General features: G+C 67.2%; 16 protein-coding genes. 12 read left to right on the top strand and 4 right to left on the bottom strand.

Translation table 11 applies throughout. From position 1 onward, the window contains the following. The first annotated feature begins 53 nt into the window (after nt 1-53). Nucleotides 54-1,067 carry an Acg family FMN-binding oxidoreductase gene (locus tag NV2_RS25970; protein ID WP_245662786.1) on the top strand — a complete coding sequence of 338 codons (1,014 nt, stop codon included), beginning with the start codon at nt 54-56 and terminating at the stop codon, nt 1,065-1,067. Nucleotides 1,068-1,094: 27 nt separating this feature from the next. Here the strand turns inward: NV2_RS25970 and NV2_RS25965 are convergent, their stop codons facing one another. The 3 genes from NV2_RS25965 to NV2_RS25955 all read right to left on the bottom strand — a co-directional run bounded on the left by NV2_RS25965 (nt 1,095) and on the right by NV2_RS25955 (nt 4,212). Beyond that, nucleotides 1,095-2,324, bottom strand: coding sequence for an acyl-CoA dehydrogenase family protein (locus NV2_RS25965; protein ID WP_067879891.1), 1,230 nt, complete (start codon nt 2,322-2,324; stop codon nt 1,095-1,097). Between the two features lie 153 nt (nt 2,325-2,477). Then, the gene (locus NV2_RS25960; RefSeq protein WP_067879888.1) at nt 2,478-3,515 is read right to left on the bottom strand and encodes a sensor histidine kinase; all 1,038 of its coding nucleotides are present in this window, start codon (nt 3,513-3,515) and stop codon (nt 2,478-2,480) included. After that, on the bottom strand, nt 3,508-4,212 hold the full coding sequence (locus NV2_RS25955; protein ID WP_067879885.1) for a response regulator transcription factor: 705 nt from the start codon (nt 4,210-4,212) through the stop codon (nt 3,508-3,510). The genes NV2_RS25960 and NV2_RS25955 overlap by 8 nt, the downstream gene beginning before the upstream one ends. Nucleotides 4,213-4,397: 185 nt before the next feature. Here NV2_RS25955 and NV2_RS25950 point away from each other — a divergent pair, with 185 nt between their 5' ends. Both NV2_RS25950 and NV2_RS25945 read left to right on the top strand, forming a co-directional pair. After that, nucleotides 4,398-5,444: a catalase family peroxidase gene (locus tag NV2_RS25950; protein ID WP_067879882.1), complete on the top strand. Its 1,047-nt coding sequence runs from the start codon at nt 4,398-4,400 to the stop codon at nt 5,442-5,444. Continuing rightward, complete coding sequence (locus NV2_RS25945; protein WP_084475470.1) at nt 5,441-6,052, top strand: cytochrome b; 612 nt, start codon at nt 5,441-5,443, stop codon at nt 6,050-6,052. The genes NV2_RS25950 and NV2_RS25945 overlap by 4 nt, the downstream gene beginning before the upstream one ends. Nucleotides 6,053-6,063: 11 nt before the next feature. Here NV2_RS25945 and NV2_RS25940 read toward each other — a convergent pair whose 3' ends face one another. Further along, nucleotides 6,064-6,873 (bottom strand): SDR family oxidoreductase, encoded by an 810-nt coding sequence (locus tag NV2_RS25940; RefSeq protein ID WP_067880035.1) that lies wholly within the window; start codon nt 6,871-6,873, stop codon nt 6,064-6,066. Nucleotides 6,874-7,021: 148 nt separating this feature from the next. On the opposite strand from NV2_RS25940, the gene NV2_RS25935 reads away from it, so the two are divergent. From NV2_RS25935 to casG, 9 genes are all read left to right on the top strand, one after another. Beyond that, on the top strand, nt 7,022-8,155 hold the full coding sequence (locus NV2_RS25935) for an NADH:flavin oxidoreductase (protein WP_067879879.1): 1,134 nt from the start codon (nt 7,022-7,024) through the stop codon (nt 8,153-8,155). A 28-nt stretch (nt 8,156-8,183) separates the two neighbouring features. Next, complete coding sequence (locus NV2_RS25930; protein WP_067879876.1) at nt 8,184-8,624, top strand: nuclear transport factor 2 family protein; 441 nt, start codon at nt 8,184-8,186, stop codon at nt 8,622-8,624. Nucleotides 8,625-8,834: 210 nt separating this feature from the next. After that, nucleotides 8,835-9,698: a P1 family peptidase gene (locus tag NV2_RS25925; protein ID WP_157103098.1), complete on the top strand. Its 864-nt coding sequence runs from the start codon at nt 8,835-8,837 to the stop codon at nt 9,696-9,698. Nucleotides 9,699-9,918: 220 nt separating this feature from the next. Beyond that, complete coding sequence (locus NV2_RS25920) at nt 9,919-10,821, top strand: amidohydrolase family protein (RefSeq protein ID WP_245662785.1); 903 nt, start codon at nt 9,919-9,921, stop codon at nt 10,819-10,821. A 53-nt stretch (nt 10,822-10,874) separates the two neighbouring features. Beyond that, nucleotides 10,875-11,468, top strand: coding sequence for a TetR/AcrR family transcriptional regulator (locus NV2_RS25915; protein ID WP_067880026.1), 594 nt, complete (start codon nt 10,875-10,877; stop codon nt 11,466-11,468). Nucleotides 11,469-11,520: 52 nt separating this feature from the next. Beyond that, a complete protein-coding gene (locus tag NV2_RS25910; RefSeq protein WP_067879873.1) occupies nt 11,521-12,282 on the top strand; it encodes a hypothetical protein in 762 nt (253 codons plus the stop codon). Between the two features lie 96 nt (nt 12,283-12,378). Next, the gene (locus NV2_RS25905) at nt 12,379-13,527 is read left to right on the top strand and encodes a steroid 3-ketoacyl-CoA thiolase (protein WP_067879870.1); all 1,149 of its coding nucleotides are present in this window, start codon (nt 12,379-12,381) and stop codon (nt 13,525-13,527) included. A gap of 4 nt (nt 13,528-13,531) precedes the next feature. Continuing rightward, entirely contained in the window at nt 13,532-14,350 is an 819-nt protein-coding gene (locus tag NV2_RS25900) for an SDR family NAD(P)-dependent oxidoreductase (RefSeq protein WP_245662784.1), read from the top strand. 59 nt (nt 14,351-14,409) lie between these two features. After that, a complete protein-coding gene (casG, locus tag NV2_RS25895; protein WP_067879867.1) occupies nt 14,410-16,062 on the top strand; it encodes a steroid-24-oyl-CoA synthetase in 1,653 nt (550 codons plus the stop codon). Nucleotides 16,063-16,110 lie beyond the last annotated feature (48 nt).

The following is a 16,110-nucleotide window of genomic DNA, read 5'->3' as shown; positions in this document are numbered from 1 at the left end:
GAGGTTGATCTGATGTGGGCTCGATCGGCGCTCGACGCCCGAGCCTCCTGTCCGTGCGACGCTCGAAAGGCAGAACCGGCACCATGACCGTGGCCACCACGCCCTACATCGACATCTTCACCGACGCCCTGGATATGGCGGTGCGCGCGCCTTCCGTCCACAACACCCAGCCGTGGCGCTGGTCGTTGCGCGAGGACGGTATCCATCTGTACGCCGACGCGACCCGGCATCTCGCGGTCACCGATCCCGCGCAGCGGGCGTTGTTGATGAGCTGCGGTGCCGCATTGCACCACATGCGGGTGGCGCTGGCGATGCTCGGCTGGTCGGCCGAGGTCACCTATCTGCCCGACGACGCGGTCCCGGATCATCTCGCGGCGCTAGCGCTGAGCCCCCGGCAGCCGACCGCACGCGATATCGAACTCGCCGCCGCCATCTCGCACCGGCAATCCGATCGACGGCGTTACGGTGCCCGCCCGGTGCCACAGGCTCACGTGCGCGAGGTGTCGAGTGCGGCTCGTGCCTTCGGTGCGGCGGCCCGGCAGGTACCGCCGGACCTGCGCTCCGAACTCGCCACCGCAGCACGGACGGCCTCGCTGCGCCATGCTGCCGACCCGGCCTACCTGCACGAACTCGCGGTCTGGAGCGGACGGCACGGTACGCCCGACGGCGTCCCGGCCGCCAACACTCCGGTGCAGCGATCAGACGCCGAGGTCGCGGTGCGCCGTTTCGAATCACCGGAACTGGCCGACCTCGCCACCCAGCCGGAGGCCGCCGAGTGGCTGGTGCTGTGCACCATCGGTGACGACCGGCAGGCGCGGCTACAGGCAGGGGAGGCCGCGAGTGCACTGCTGTTGTCGGCGACCGCGCTGGGGTTGTCGTCGAGCCTGCAGTCCGAGCCGCTGGCGATGCCGGATCTGCGTGCCCGGCTGCGCCGCCATGTGCTCGCGGACTGTGCCTATCCGCAGACCATGGTGCGGTTGGGCTGGCTGCCGCCAGGTGCCGCCCCACTGCCGCATACGCCGCGCCGGCCTGCCGCAGACGTGATAGATACCCACGCGGGGCGGTGACCACGCTGCGTTGCGACGGGTCGCGCTCTAGGGCTTCTTCGCGGTCGCGTCGTCGCGGTACTTCCTGAGCTCCTGCCGCGCGATGGTGCGCTTGTGGACCTCGTCGGGACCGTCGGCCAGCCGCAGCGTGCGCAGATGTGCCCAGGCCATCGCGAGGGGGAAGTCGTCGGTGACGCCGGCGCCGCCGTAGACCTGGATCGCCCGGTCGACGATCTGCAACGCGATCTGCGGTGCGGCGACCTTGATCGCGGCGATCTCGGTGCGCGCGTGTTTGTTGCCGACGGTGTCCATGAGGTACGCGGTCTTCAAGGTGAGCAGGCGGATCATCTCGATATCGATCCGGGCTTCGGCGATCCAGTCCTGAATGTTGGCGTTCGCGCTGACCGGCTTGCCGAAAGTGGTCCGGGCGTTCGCGCGCCGGCACATCAGCTCCAGGGCGCGCTCGGCCATACCGATGGCGCGCATGCAGTGATGGATGCGGCCGGGGCCCAGTCGCGCCTGGCTGATCGCGAAGCCTTCGCCCTCACCTGCTAGGACGTCCTTCGCCGGCACGCGCACGTTGTCGAAGTCGATCTCGGCGTGGCCCTCGCGGTCCTGGTAGCCGAAGACCGGCAGTCCGCGCAGCACGGTGACGCCGGGAGCGTCGATCGGCACGACCATCATCGATTGCTGCCGGTGTGGTGCCGCCTCGGGATCGGTCTTACCCATGACGATCAGAACGGCGCAGTGCGGGTGCAGCGCATTGGAGGCGAACCATTTGCGGCCGTTGAGCACATAGTCGTCGCCGTCGCGCACCATCGACAGCTCGATATTGGTGGCATCGGAGCTGGCAACCGCGGGTTCGGTCATGGCGAACGCGGACCGGATGGTGCCCTCCAGCAGCGGCTTCAGATACTTCTGCTTGTGTTCGTCGGTGCCGAAGAGGGTGAACACCTCCATGTTCCCGGTATCGGGAGCGTTGCAGTTGAACACCTCCGGCGCGATATGGCTGCGCCCCATGATCTCGGCCAGCGGCGCGTATTCGAGATTGGTCAGTCCCGGGCCCCACTCCGGGTAGGGGTGGAACAGATTCCACAGTCCGCGTTCACGGGCCTGCTCCTTGAGCTGTTCCAGGATCGGCGGCTGGTAATGCGGGTCACCGGCGGCGCGCATCTGCTCGTCGTAGACGGCCTCGGCCGGGTAGACGTGGGAATCCATGAACTCGAGCAACCGGGTGCGGTACTCCTCGGCTCGCTCGGAGAGGTCGAACATCGACATGCGATCTCCTGATCGTCGTATGGATCCCGGTATGGGCGGTCGGGTCCCGGTGCTCGTGCAGCGTGCCGGCCAGGTTTCGTGCCGTGACCTGGCGGTGCCCATGCCGGTACCGTAGTTGAGGTTGACGTCAACTTCAATTAAGTCCGGACTCCATCACATTCTGCCCGTCGAAGGAGTATGCGTCGGGACGCGCATTTCGAATCGGCACCCCTGATCCCGGTTGGCCGCGGTGATCACTCCGCGATGCGCCTGCACGAGTCCCGCGGCAATGGCCAAACCCATCCCGCTGCCACTGGGCATTCCTCCCGCGGGCACCGGAGTGCGGGCGGCGTTACCGCGGTAGGCGACCTCGAATACGCGTGGCATATCGGAGTCGGCGATTCCGGGACCACAGTCGTCGACTCGGATCCACACCGCGTCCTCGTCCCGGCCGACCGCCACGACGACCCGGCTGTCGGGCGGGCTGTAGGCGATGGCGTTGCTGACCAGGTTGTCGAGTGCCCGGGTCAGCGCGCGGTCGTTCGCCGTGGCGATCACCGGCGTGCCGGGTTGGTAGACCGACAGTTCGATCCCGGCACGATCGGCCTGTGCCCGGCGGGCGGCGAGCACCTCGTCGATCAGCTCCCGTATATCCAGCGGCTCGAGGTCCAGGCGCAGGGCTCCGGCGTTGATCTTCGACATCTCGAACAGGTCGTCGACCAGGGCGGAGACCCGGTCGGTCTCGCGCAGGATCTGGTTTGCGTAGCGGGTCGTGTCGGCCCCTTCGACGACCCGGTCCGACAGTGCCTCGGCCATGGCGCGGATACCGGCCAGCGGTGTCCGCAGGTCGTGACTCACCCATGCCACCAGCTCCCGCCGGGAGCGCTCGGCGGTGCGTTCCTGCTCCCGGATCTGTTTCTCCCACACCGTCTTACGCGCTTGGCGGCGGCCCAGGAACAACGCGGTCGGCAGGGTGATCGCGGCGACCACCACGAGCACGATCGCGATGCGCTGGAATTGCGGTCCGAATATCAGTCCCATCGCCCCGGCGATTCCCGCGAGCGTCGACAGCGTCGGAATGAGCACCAGCACAGCCATACTGGCGGTGAGCGAGCGGTTGCTGGTAGCCCGCAGGATCCACGCCCCGAGTACCGCCACCGGCAACGAGCCGGCCACGGCGTACACCACCAGTTGCAGCGTGTCTTCAGGCATCGGCCGCTCCGGAACCTCCGCTGTCCCGGTCCCAGACATAGCCGTGGCCCCAGACTGTTTCGATCCGGTGATGCGCACCGAGTTTCGCCCGCAACCGTTTGATGTGCACGGTCACGGTGGACAGATCGCCGAAGTCCCACCCCCACACCTGCGCCAGTAATTCCTCGCGACCGAACACCCGGTGCCGATGCCGCAGCAGAAATACGAGCAGGTCGTATTCGCGAGCGGTGAGCTCGACCGCTACCTCGTCGGCCCACACCATGCGCGACTCCTCCCGCACCGTCAGCAGGCCGTCCTGCAAGACAGTGGGCGCGGAGTGCGCTTCGCGCCGGGAACGGCGCAGTACCGAGGCGATGCGCAGCGCCAATTCGCGTGGACTGAACGGTTTGACGACATAGTCGTCGGCCCCCGCCTCCAGCCCGAGGATCCGGTCGTGTTCGTCTCCCAGGGCGGTGAGCAGGATGACGGGTGTGTCCGGGTGGCGGCCGCGGCGAATCGCGCGGCAGATCTCGATACCGTCGGGCGCGGGCATCATGACATCCAGGACGGCCAGATCCACCGGAGTGCCGGCCCGGGTCAGCTCGGCCATCGCCGCCGGTCCGTCGGCGGCTTCGAGCACGGTGAGCGCATCGCGTTCGAGATAGCGCCGCACGACCTCACGCACCACCGGATCGTCGTCGGCGATCAGAACGGCCATCGGTCGCCATCGTTGTCATCGTTCGTCGCGTCCACACGTCCGACTATATGGCGGCGTGGACGATCCGACGGCCGTACTCGTGGTCCGCGGCGCGACGTCACGCTTTCGTCATTCTTTCCCGGCCCCGCAGGCGCCGATCGCGGCCTAGGTTTGTCGAAGGGGCCGAATATTCGAGAAAGGTGATAATGGACAGACGTGCATTCCTCGGCGCGCTCGTGGTCGGTGGAGCGGGTGCTGTGAGTTCGGTAGGGTTTCTCTTGACCGAGAATGTCATCGGGCCCGCGCGGCTCACCGCACGTGCAATTGTCGATCGTTTTCAGAATGTGAACGGTGTATTTTCGGGATTTCGTCGCAATCACGCGAAGGGGGTCGCGGTAGCGGGCTATTTCGAAAGCAACGGTAACGGCGCCGACCTGTGTTCCGCATCGGTTTTCCGGGCCGGACGATACGAACTGATCGGGCGATTCTCGCTCTCCGGTGGGAATCCGCACGTCGCCGATGCCGCGGACATCGTCCGGGGGCTGGGGCTGCGAATCCTGCTTCCGGAGGGCGAACAATGGCGTCTGGCGTTGATCAACCTGCCGGTCTTCCTCGACCCGACACCGCAGGACTTCTACGACAGAATGCTGGCGTTCGCCGCCGACCCGGCGACCGGAAAACCGGATCCGCGAGCCAAGGCGGCATATCTGTCGACCCATCCGCGAACTGTTGCCGCCATGGCGGTGGCGAAATCCGAACCGGTCGCTCCGACGTTCGCGACGACGACATTCAACGGTCTCAACGCCTTCGCATCGAGTAATGCCGACGGTGTGACCGTTCCGGTCAGGTGGAAATTGGTGCCCGAGTCGAACGGAACGGAACCGGCCCCGGGGCGCGGCGGCGACTATCTGTTCGATCGGCTGGCCGCCGATATCGAGCAGCGGCCGCGGCGTTGGACGATGCTGATCGTGGTGGGAGTACCGGGGAAGGACCGGACCGACGACGCGACGGTGCCGTGGCCTGCCGACCGCCGCACCGTGGCGGTGGGGTCGGTGGTGCTCACCGACGTCGCCACCGAAACGGCGGGCAACGTCCGCAATATCAATTTCGACCCGCTGGTGTTGCCGGACGGTCTCGCCCCCTCCGACGACCCCTTGCTGTCCGCGCGTTCGGCGGCCTACGCGGAATCGTATCGACGTCGTTCCGGTGAGGGTGACGGTTCCGGCGCCGTGCGGCTCGAGGGCCGGGCATGAGTACGGCGGAGGAGATCAGCGCGCACTCGGACCGCCCGGACCGGTCCCCGACGCACCAGTCCGAACAACCGGCCCGTTTCGGCTCGACCGCGCGAATCCTGCACTGGGCGATGGCGGTGTCGATCGTCGCGATGCTGTTTCTCGGGGCGTTGCTGGTCGGTTCGCTCGGCAACTACGACCGGGTGCTCGTCCTGCATCAGACCGTCGGCGTGATCGTCGTGGTCCTGGCGGTGGTACGGATCGGTAACCGGTTGCGTGCCGCGCCACCACCGCAGCTGCCCTCCATCGGCCGGCCGGAGCGGTTGGTGGCCGGCGTCTCGGAGGCGCTCATGTACGTGCTGTTCGTCGCGCAGCCACTCGTCGGGTGGGCACTGGCGTCGGCGTCGGGAATTCCGATTCGGCTCGTCGGCGGAATTCTGCTGCCCGCGCTCGTCCCGGAGAACGCCCCGCTGTATCACCTCCTGCGGGAGGTGCACACGGTCCTCGCCTACGCCCTGCTCGTGGTATTCACCGCGCATATGTGCGCGGTACTGGCACACACACTGGTGCTGCGTGATCGGCTGTTGAGCCGGATGACGTTCCAGCTCCGGCGGGGCGGACCGGACTGACCTCGGATCGGTCAGCTGCGCTGTACTTCTCGTGCCGCGGGCCAGTCCGTACCTCGAATCGCTGCGTCGGAGCCGCCGTCGACGAACAGGACGGAGCCGATCATGTACGCCGAGTCGGTCCCGAGCAGGAACGCCAGGACGGAGGCGACTTCCTCCGGTTGTCCGGCTCGTGCGGCCGGAATCGACTCGATGTATTTGCGGGTCGCCGCCGCGGTGGCCGGGTCGTCACCGGAGCCGCGGCTCATCGGGGTGTCGATGACTCCCGGTGCCACCGCGTTGAGCCGAATTCCGTCGGTGATGTAGTCGGCGGAGCGAGTCCGGGTATAGAAGGCCAGGGCAGCCTTGGTCGCCGGATAGGTGGTGGTGCCCATCGGATTGTCGAGCGAGTCGGCCACGGTGCACGCGTGCTCTTCGTCGCCGGCCAGGCAGGCATCGGCCACTTCGGTGAGCCAGGGGGGCGCGCACGTGGTGGAGTTGGAACTGATCAACACCGCCGCCGGATGGTGTGCGGCAGCCAGCAGTGGGCGCAGCCCCTCGAGTAGTTCGATCGCGCCGAAGTAGTTCACCGAGACCATCAGGCTCGGCGGCCGGTCGGACGAGGGGGAGAGCCCGGCGACGGCTGCGACGCCGTCGATCGCGTCGCCGGCGCGCTCGCGCACGGCCGCGACGGCGGCGCGCCGACCGGTTCGGGTACCGAGGTCCGCGGTGATGTCGGCGTGGTGCCGGTCGATCCCGATGACCCGATGGCCGTCGGCTTCCAACCGCGCCTTCGTCGCCGCGCCGATTCCCGATGCGCTGCCGGTGACGACATATGTCTGCATGATGCTCCTTTGCCGGCGGACCCTGTCGAACGAGCGGAAGTGAAGCAGAGCCGCCGCGGCCTCGCAACGGAACTTCCGGTCACCGGGCGGACTTCCGGTGACCGGAACCTCGGTTGGTTCGGCGGCACCGGATTGAGACGATGTGGCCATGACCCGCGAACTCACCTCGAACGCTCTGTTCTCCGCCTTCGAGATCCGATCGCTGAGGCTGCCCAACCGGATCGTCATGTCACCGATGACCCGGTCGTATTCCCCGGAGGGGGTGCCGGGCACCGATGTGGCCGACTACTACCGGCGTCGCGCCGAGGGTGGTACCGGGCTCGTGATCACCGAGGGTGTCGCGATCGATCATCCGGCCGCCGTGGACAATCCGCGGGTGCCGCGGATGCACGGTGGGCAGGCCCTCGCGGGCTGGCGTCATGTCACCGACACCGTGCACCGGGCCGGTGGTCGGATCATTCCGCAGCTGTGGCATGTCGGACCGCTGTGGGGCGCGATGGTGGATGCGGATCCGGCAGTGTCGATGCGACCGTCCGGGCTGTGGGGTACCCCCGGTCACACGGTGTATCCGGACCGCTACATCGAACGGGCGAGCGCACCCGTCCGTGCGATGACCGAGCAGGACATCACCGAGGTGATCGCGGCCTATGTGCGTTCGGCGCGTAACGCGGTGGACGCCGGCTTCGACGGGATCGCCATCCACGGCGGGCACGGCTATCTGCTCGATGCCTTCCTCTGGGAGTCGACCAACCGGCGTGACGACGACTGGGGTGGTGATCTGGTGCGGCGCACCAGATTCCCGGTCGAGGTCGTGCGGGCGATCCGGGCCGAGATCGGGCCGGATCTGCCCATCTTCTACCGTTTCTCCCAGCACAAGCAGCAGGATTACGGTGCCCGGATAGCGGAGACTCCGGACGAATTGGGTGTGGTTCTCGGGGCTCTCGTCGAGGCCGGGGTCGATGTCCTCGATGCCAGTATCCGCCGGTTCGACACCCCCGCTTTCGACGGCAGTGACCTGTCGCTGGCCGGCTGGGCGAAGAAGCTGACCGGTGCCGCGAGTATGGCGGTGGGCAGTGTCGGTCTCACCAAATCTCTGCGTGATTCGGGTGTGCCCGAACCGGCCGATCTCAGCGGGTTGCTGCGCAGAGTCGACGAAGAGGAATTCGACCTGGTCGCCATCGGCCGGCTGCACCTGGCCGATCCGGCCATCGCCGAGACCATTCGGACCGGCGGGGCGCTGCCGACCTACGAGCGCAAGAAGTACGAGAGCCGACTGTACTGAACACGTGGTCACGACCCGGAGGTGACAGATGACGGCACTACCCGATAATGCGGCGGTGACCGATGTGGTCAATCGCTACGCCTACGCTCTCGACGATCGGGACTGGGCGCAGTTGGACGAGGTGTTCGCCGAGGATGCGGTGGCCCGGTACGGAACGGCGAGCAGTGCGCCGCTGACCGGGCGTACCGCCATCGTGCAGATGATTCGATCGATGCTGGACGGCTGTGGTCCCAGCCAGCATCTGTTCGCCACTCATATCGTCTCCGTCGACGGCGACCGCGCCGAGTCGACCTGCAAGGCCCGGGTGTATCACTACGGCGCCGGGGCCGCGGCGGCATTCGAACCGTACGAGTGCTTCGGCGTCTACCGGCACACGCTGCGCCGGACCGGTGCGGGCTGGCGGATCACCGAGCTGCTGTTCGAGGTGCACCACACCGTCGGTGACATTCGGATCGTGACGCCGGGCTGAACCGGCGCCGACAGGTCCGAGATACCGCGCGGGGGAGTGTGCGGGGCCGGGCGGGCCCGTGTCGCGAATCGTCGTCGGACCCACATGCGGACCGATTGTCCGGCGCTTGTCGTGCGTGCTCGGCCGGTGGTGAGATGATCGGAGTGCAGTGCGTTTCGGAGACGATGCTTCTCGCGCTCCCTCGGGGGTGCGAGCGGGAGGGCGGATGCGGTGAATTTCGGGATATCCGGTGTGCGCGTGGGGCATTGGACCGACTCGGTAGGGCGGACCGGCTGCACGGTGCTGGAGCTGCCGCAGGGAAGTGTCGCCTCCTGTGAGGTGCGTGGCGGTGCTCCGGCGTCGAGAGAACTGGACGCACTGGCGCCGGACAAATCCGTGGTCGCCGTCGATGCCGTCGTATTGACCGGCGGTTCCGCATTCGGCTTGGCGGCCGCCGACGGCGTAATGCGATATCTGGAGGAACAGGGCCGCGGGGTGCCGACACCTGCCGGTCGCGTTCCGATCGTCCCGACGCTGGCCCTGTTCGATCTCGCTGCCGGGGATCCGGCCGCGCGGCCCACTGCCGAAGCCGGCTATGCCGCGGCCCGCGCGGTCTCCGACGACCAGGTGCTGTCCGGCCGGATCGGAGCCGGCACCGGGGCCTACATTGCCCAGTGGCGCGGACCGCAGGGGCGGCGGCCGGGTGGGCTGGTATACGCGCAACGCCGTCTCGGAGAGCTGGTCGTGGGCGCGCTGTGCGTTGTCAACGCATTCGGCGACATCGATCACGGCGGTACCGGCATATCCCTCGACGCCGTCGAGATGCTCCGGCAGCCTTTCGAATTCGACGAAGACCGCACCCACACCACGATCGGTGCGGTCGTCACCAACGCCCGCTTGGACAAACCGTCCTGCCGGATCGTCGCGCAGGGCGCGCACGACGGCCTGTCCCGGGCGCTCACCCCGCCGCACACCCGGTTCGACGGCGACGGTTTCATCGCCGCCGCGACCGGCGAGCTCGATACCCACGTCGATGTGGTGCGGCTGATGGCACTGGCCGCGGTGACCGACGCCATCCGCTCGGTCGACGGCTGAATCCGCTTCCGGTGCCGAGCCGCTGGAGGCAACACCGTCGCGCAAGCCGCTGTTTCCACTGACCGGAATCCGGGTCGACCTCGGGCCGGCCCGTTCGGCCTGGTCAGATCCGCGAGCTAGAACACGGTTCTTTTTTCTCTCGGAGGGCTGAGACAAAATCCACGGTGCTCAGGTACGTTCCGTTGGTATAGATAAGAACCTGATTCTAAAAGTGGGGCGAATGCAGATGTCACCACAGGCGGGGCCGGCGCACCCGGCCCAGCAGCCGATCATCGACACACACATAGGTTTTCGTGAATCGGGCAACGACCAGTACGACTTCATCACCCGGCAGACGAAGGACCGGGAGAGCCGGGAGGAATTCTCCTTTCCCGCGGAGTACATGTTCAAAGGCGTGCCCCGGGATCTCCCGACCGACGATCCGGTGGCGGTCACGCTGCGTGCGATGGACCGCAACGGGATAGCCATGGGGATGGTCAGCGTCGCAACGGAATCCGGGCGTCGCGCGGTACAGCGGCATCCGGATCGATTCGTGCCGCAGGGCTCGGCCGTCGATCCCAACGACATCATGGGCACACTGTGGCGGATGCAGGCCGAGTTCGAGGAGTTCGGCATCCGCTCGGTGAGTTCCTTCGCGGCGGGAACCTTCCCGCAGGTGGCGCTCAACGCGGCACAGATGTACCCGATCTACGCCAAATGCGTGGAGCTCGACATCCCGATCTTCGCCTGTGCGGGCATTCCGGGGCCCCGGGTGCGGGCGGCCGTTCAGCACGTCGAACTCATCGACGATGTGATGTTCGACTTCCCCGATCTGGTCTTCGTCACCAGGCACGGGTGCGAGCCGTGGCAGGATCTGGCGGTCAAACTCATGATCAAATGGCCGAACCTGTACTACTCGACCTCGGCATTCGCGCCGAAACACTATCCCCGCGCGATCGTCGACTACGCCAATACCCGTGGGGCACACAAGATCATCTATGCCGGGTACTTTCCGGCAGGGCTCTCGCTGGAACGCATTGTGGACGAATTACCGCAGGTGCCGTTCCGTGCCGAGGTGTGGCCGCAGTTCCTGCACGAGAACGCGCGCCGGGTGCTGAAGCTCCCGGGGGAGCGGGCGCAGTGATCGCCGGGGCAGGCGTGGTCGTCGGTACCGTGCCCTCCGGCGCCGAAGTGCCGATGAGCGTCGAATCGATGACGGCGAACCAGCTCGAGCGGCGCCGCCGGTTGTCCGATGCCGTGATCGAGATGCTCGGGGAAATGGAACCCGATCGCATCAAGATGAGGGACGTCTCCAAACGTTCCGGGGTAGCGCTGGGCACGCTGTACCGCTACTTTCCGGCCAAACAGCAACTGCTTGCGGCGGCCATGCAGGGCTGGAACAACCGGCTGTTGGAGAAGCTGGGCAGTGAACGTGCCGCACCCCGCGGTGCGGACGGCCGCAGCGTGTACGAGCGGGTGCTCGATGTGCAGCGGCGGGAGATGCGAGCATTCCGGCGTAGACCGAACTTCGCCCGTCTGGAAATCGAATTGTACTCCTCGACGGACGAATACGTCATCGAGACGCTGGACCAGCGTGCCGCCGCCAACCGGGTGGCGCTGCTCGAACTGATGGACGGGGTGCCGCCCGAGCGGGCTCGGGTCGCCGCACTGGCTATCGGCGGGACCATGCTCACCGCATTGACCTCGTGGACCTCGGGGCGGATCGGCTTCGCGGAGGCGCTGCGCAACGTGGAGGACGTCACCGGGCTCGTCCTCGCCGACTACAAGTAACGGATTCCGGAATCGCCGGTGCTCGTCGTGTCACCGGGAAGGACCAACACCCATGACTGCCAAGCGTGCCTTCTTCTCGTTCCCGCAGATCACCAACCCCGACAAACATGTCGCCTACAACGAGTGGCACATGCTCGATCATCGACCCGAAAACCTTGCCCTGCAGGGAGTCGTCTACGGCGACAGGTGGGTGCTGTCTCCGGACTGTGCGGAGGTCAGCACCAGAAACGACCCGGTGATGCGGGACTTCCACTACATGGCGATGTACTGGTTCGACAAACCGGTCGACGACAGTGAGCGCGAGTGGAAGGCACTGGGCCGGTCGACCCTGGATCAGGGCCGCAGGCCCGAACGGCAATGGACGCAGCGCTCGGTCACCGGGTTCTACCGGCCCGTGCGCGGCCGGATGAGTGATCGTACGCAGATATCGTTGGCGGCCTTACCGTTCCGTCCGATGCGTGGCGTCCATGTACGAATATGTGAACTGCTCGAACCCGAATCCGTCGCCACCGAAGCGGTCGATCGCTGGTACGACCGGGTGCGGATGCCGCAACTGCTCGAAGCTGCCGGCGCGGTCGGCGGATGGACGTTTCGCAGTGAGCGGCTGCAGATCGCCGGGGTGGACCGGGAGAATCTGCCGCAGTGGCGGTTGCAGTTGATCTATCTCGAGGTCGATCCGCTGGAATTCGTGGTCGACCTCGCTGCCCGCGATCGGGCGCGCGCCGACGCCGTCGATACCGGTGGCGTCGAATCCGTGGTCTTCGAGGGGCCGCTGCGCGCGATCACGCCGTGGCAGTGGAATTGGTTCGACTGAATCTTACCAAGCGCTTGATTGGTATGATCGCTGTGGCAACAGTCCGCAGCGATCGAGAGGGCAGCTTCTCTTCTATCGGTCCAGGAGGACTTCATCATGGGCAATCCGGTCATAGTCGACGTCGCGCGGTCACCGTACGGCCGTCGGGGTGGATGGCTGTCGGGGCTGCACGCCGCCGAACTTCTCGGTGCGGTGCAGACCGGCATCCTCGACCGCGTGGGTCTGGATCCCGCGACGATCGAACAGGTCATCGGCGGGTGCGTCACCCAGGCCGGGGAACAATCGGCGAATATCGCGCGGACCGCGTGGCTGCATGCGGGGCTGCCCGAGCGCACCGGCGTCACCACGATCGATGCCCAGTGCGGGTCCGGCCAGCAATCGGTCAATCTGATCGCGGCCCAGATCGCGGCCGGGGTGATCGACGCGGGCCTGGCATGCGGTGTCGAGGCCATGTCGAGGGTTCCGTTGCTGTCGAACATCCCCGGCAACGTCGGGCGCCCGCGGCCCGAGGACTGGTCGCTGGATCTGCCCACCCAGTTCGTCGGTGCGGACCGGATCGCACGCCGGCGCGAGTTCTCCCGCGCCGACCTCGACGCCTTCGGACTGCAGTCCCAGCGGCGCGCGGCGACCGCCTGGAGTGAGGGCCGGTTCGACCGCCAGATCATTGCGATCCGAGTACCGGGCGAGGAGGGTGCCGAGAGCTCCGTGGTCTCGCGTGATCAAGGACTCCGGGAAACCTCCCTGGAGAAGCTGGCCGCCCTGGCCCCCGTGCTGGAGGACGGTATGCACACCGCCGGTACCTCGTCGCAGATCTCCGACGGTGCCGCTGCGGCCGTCCTCATGGACCACGACCGCGCGGTGGCGCTGGGGCTGCGTCCCCGGGCCCGGATCGTGCGTCAATGTCTGCTCGGCAGTGAGGTTCCGTACTTGCTCGACGGACCGGTACTCGCCGTCGAACATCTGCTGCAGCGCACCGGGATGTCGGTCTCCGACATCGACCTGTTCGAAATCAACGAGGCGTTCGCAGCCGTGCCCATGTCCGCGGCGCGGGTACACGGCATCGACGCCGACCGGCTCAATGTCAACGGCGGCGCGATCGCGCTGGGACATCCGGTCGGCTCCTCGGGAGTGCGGCTGGTCGGTGCCGCGATCGACGAACTGGAACGCCGGGACGGCGAACGCGCGCTGGTGGCCGTGTGCGCCGGGGGCGCGATGGTCTCCGGAGCCGTCATCGAGAGGATCTGATCCTGTGCAGCTCACCGGATTCGAGGGTGCGGTCGCCGTGGTCACCGGCGCCGGCCGGATGCGCTCCATCGGCCGCGAGACGGCCGTGGCGCTGGCCCGCGCGGGATGTGATGTCGTGGTGACCGGCACCGGACGGACTCCCGATCGTTACACCGACGACGAACGTGCCTGCGGTTGGCGCGATATCGACTCGGTGGCCGAGGAGATCCGTGCCCTGGGCCGGCGGGCGAGTGCGCACGTCTGCGATGTGTCCGACGAGGCGGCGGTGGACGAACTCGTCGAGGCGGTGCTCGCGGAATACGGGCACGTCGACATCGTCGTGAACAACGCCGCCGCGGCACGAGCCGGCGACCGGGTACCGGTGCTCGAACTGGACGTCGACGTCTGGGACACGGTGCTGAAGGTGAACCTGCGCGGGACCTTCCTGGTGAGCCGTGCCTTCGCCCGCACCATGGTCGAGCGCGGCGGGCCGGGCAGCATCGTCAACATGTCCTCGCTGGCGGGCAAGTTGAGCGGTCCGAATACCGCCGCCTACGCGGCGTCGAAGGCAGCCGTCCAGTCGCTGACCTCATCGATGGCAAAGGAATTGGGCCCGGCCGGAATCCGGGTCAACGCGTTGTGCCCGGGAGTGACCGGGACCAGCCGGCTGTCGGATCTGACACCGCAGATGTGGCAGCGCTACGTGGAGGCGAACGTGCCGTTGCGGCGCATCGGCCGGGCGCAGGAAGTAGCCTGGGCGGCCGTATTCCTGGCCAGTGAGCAGGCCGGCTGGATAACCGGACAGTCCTGGAATATCGATGGCGGTCAGCTGACGATTCGTTGAGTGTCCGGCGGAAGTAACAGGTTCACCGCCCACGAGGGCGGTGCCGAGGAAGGTAAGCAATGTCGGGTCAACCAGTGCCGGGGAAATCGCGCGCGGAAGTGACTGCGTCTCTCACCGCGCCGGGCGCCGATTTCGAGATCACCGAAGAGCTCGTCAACGGTGTGCCGATGCCGGTGTTCAAGCACCGTAAACGCGCGCTGCAGCAGCTGCTCGCGGAGTCGGCGGCGCACGGGGATGCGGAATACCTCGTCGGCGGCGGCACCAGGCTCACGTACGCCGAACATCTGGATCGGGTGGCCTCCCTGAGCCGGGCGCTGCGCGAGGACTTCGGAATCGGCAAGGGCGACAGGGTCGCGATCCTGTCGGCCAACAACGCGGAATGGATCCTCACGTTCTGGGCGGCGACCGCGCTGGGCGCGATCACCGTGGGGATGAACTCGATGTGGTCCGCGCGCGAAATAGCCTATGGCATGGAGCATTCGACGCCGCGCCTGGTGGTCGCCGACGCGCCGCGCCGAGCCCTGCTCGGCGAGGTCGCGGTTCCGGTGCTCTCGATCGAAGACGACATTGCGCGACTGGCCACGGCGGCGCCCGGGTCGGCCCTGCCGGCCTACGACACCGACGAGGACGATCCGGCGGTCATTCTCTACACCAGCGGCACCACGGGCCGGCCGAAGGGTGCCCTGCACTCGCATCGGAACATGATCGCCGCCGTCGACTTCTATCGGTTGAACGATGCGGTCGCCGCGGCCCTGGGGCACGCACCGGGTGTTCGCCGGTTCCTGCTGGCCACACCGTTGTTCCACATCGCGGCGCTGCACAATCTCGCCGTTCCCCGCCTCGCCTTCGGCGAGACCGCCGTGATCAACACCGGCCGCTTCGACATCGACCGGGTGCTGCGGCTCATCGAGACCGAGCGGGTCACCAACTGGGGTGCCGTGCCGACCATGCTGCACCGCCTGCTGGAGCACGGGGACCTGTCGGGATACGACCTGTCCTCACTGCAGACGGTCTCGGTCAACAGCGCTCCGTCGAGCGCGTCGTTCAAACAACGCCTGCGCCGCTCCCTTCCGGTGGCCGCCCGCTCCCTGGGGACCTCCTACGGCCTCACCGAATCCTCCACTGCCGCAACGTTTGCGACGGCGGCGGATCTGGAACAGCGACCCGATTCCGCCGGCACTCCGATCGCGACGATGAGCGTCGAGATCCGCGACGAACAGGGACGGTCGCTGCCCGACGGGACCGAAGGCGAAATCTGCCTGCGTGGTCCGCTCGTGATGCTCGGCTATTGGAACAATCCGGAGGCCACGGCCGCCGCGATCGGCGCGGACGGCTGGATGCGCACGGGCGATCTGGGCACGATGGAGGGTGGGCACCTCACCGTGAGCAGCCGCCGTTCGGATCTCATTCTGCGCGGCGGGGAGAACGTCTATCCGATCGAGGTGGAGAACGCGCTGGGTGAACATCCCGCGGTGCGTGAATCCGCGGTCATCGGCGTGGCACATGCGGATCTGGGGGAGGAGGTGTGCGCGATCGTCGTCGTCTCCGACCCGGCCGCGGTCACCGAGCCCGAGCTCAGCTCCTTCGTCGCCGAGCGCATCGCTCGGTACAAGGTGCCGTCGAAGTGGGTGATCACTACCGAGGTGCTACCCCGTAACGCCACCGGGAAGGTGAAGCGGGCCGAGGTGATCCGGACCTACGCGGGCGGCTGAACCCGGGCGAGCCCGGCCGATCGACACATGCCTGCCGCACCGGGCGGC

Origin of the sequence: Nocardia vermiculata NBRC 100427 (genome assembly GCF_001613265.1) — a bacterium.
Taxonomy (GTDB): Bacteria; Actinomycetota; Actinomycetes; order Mycobacteriales; family Mycobacteriaceae; genus Nocardia; species Nocardia vermiculata.
This window is presented reverse-complemented; position numbering and strand designations above follow the sequence as displayed.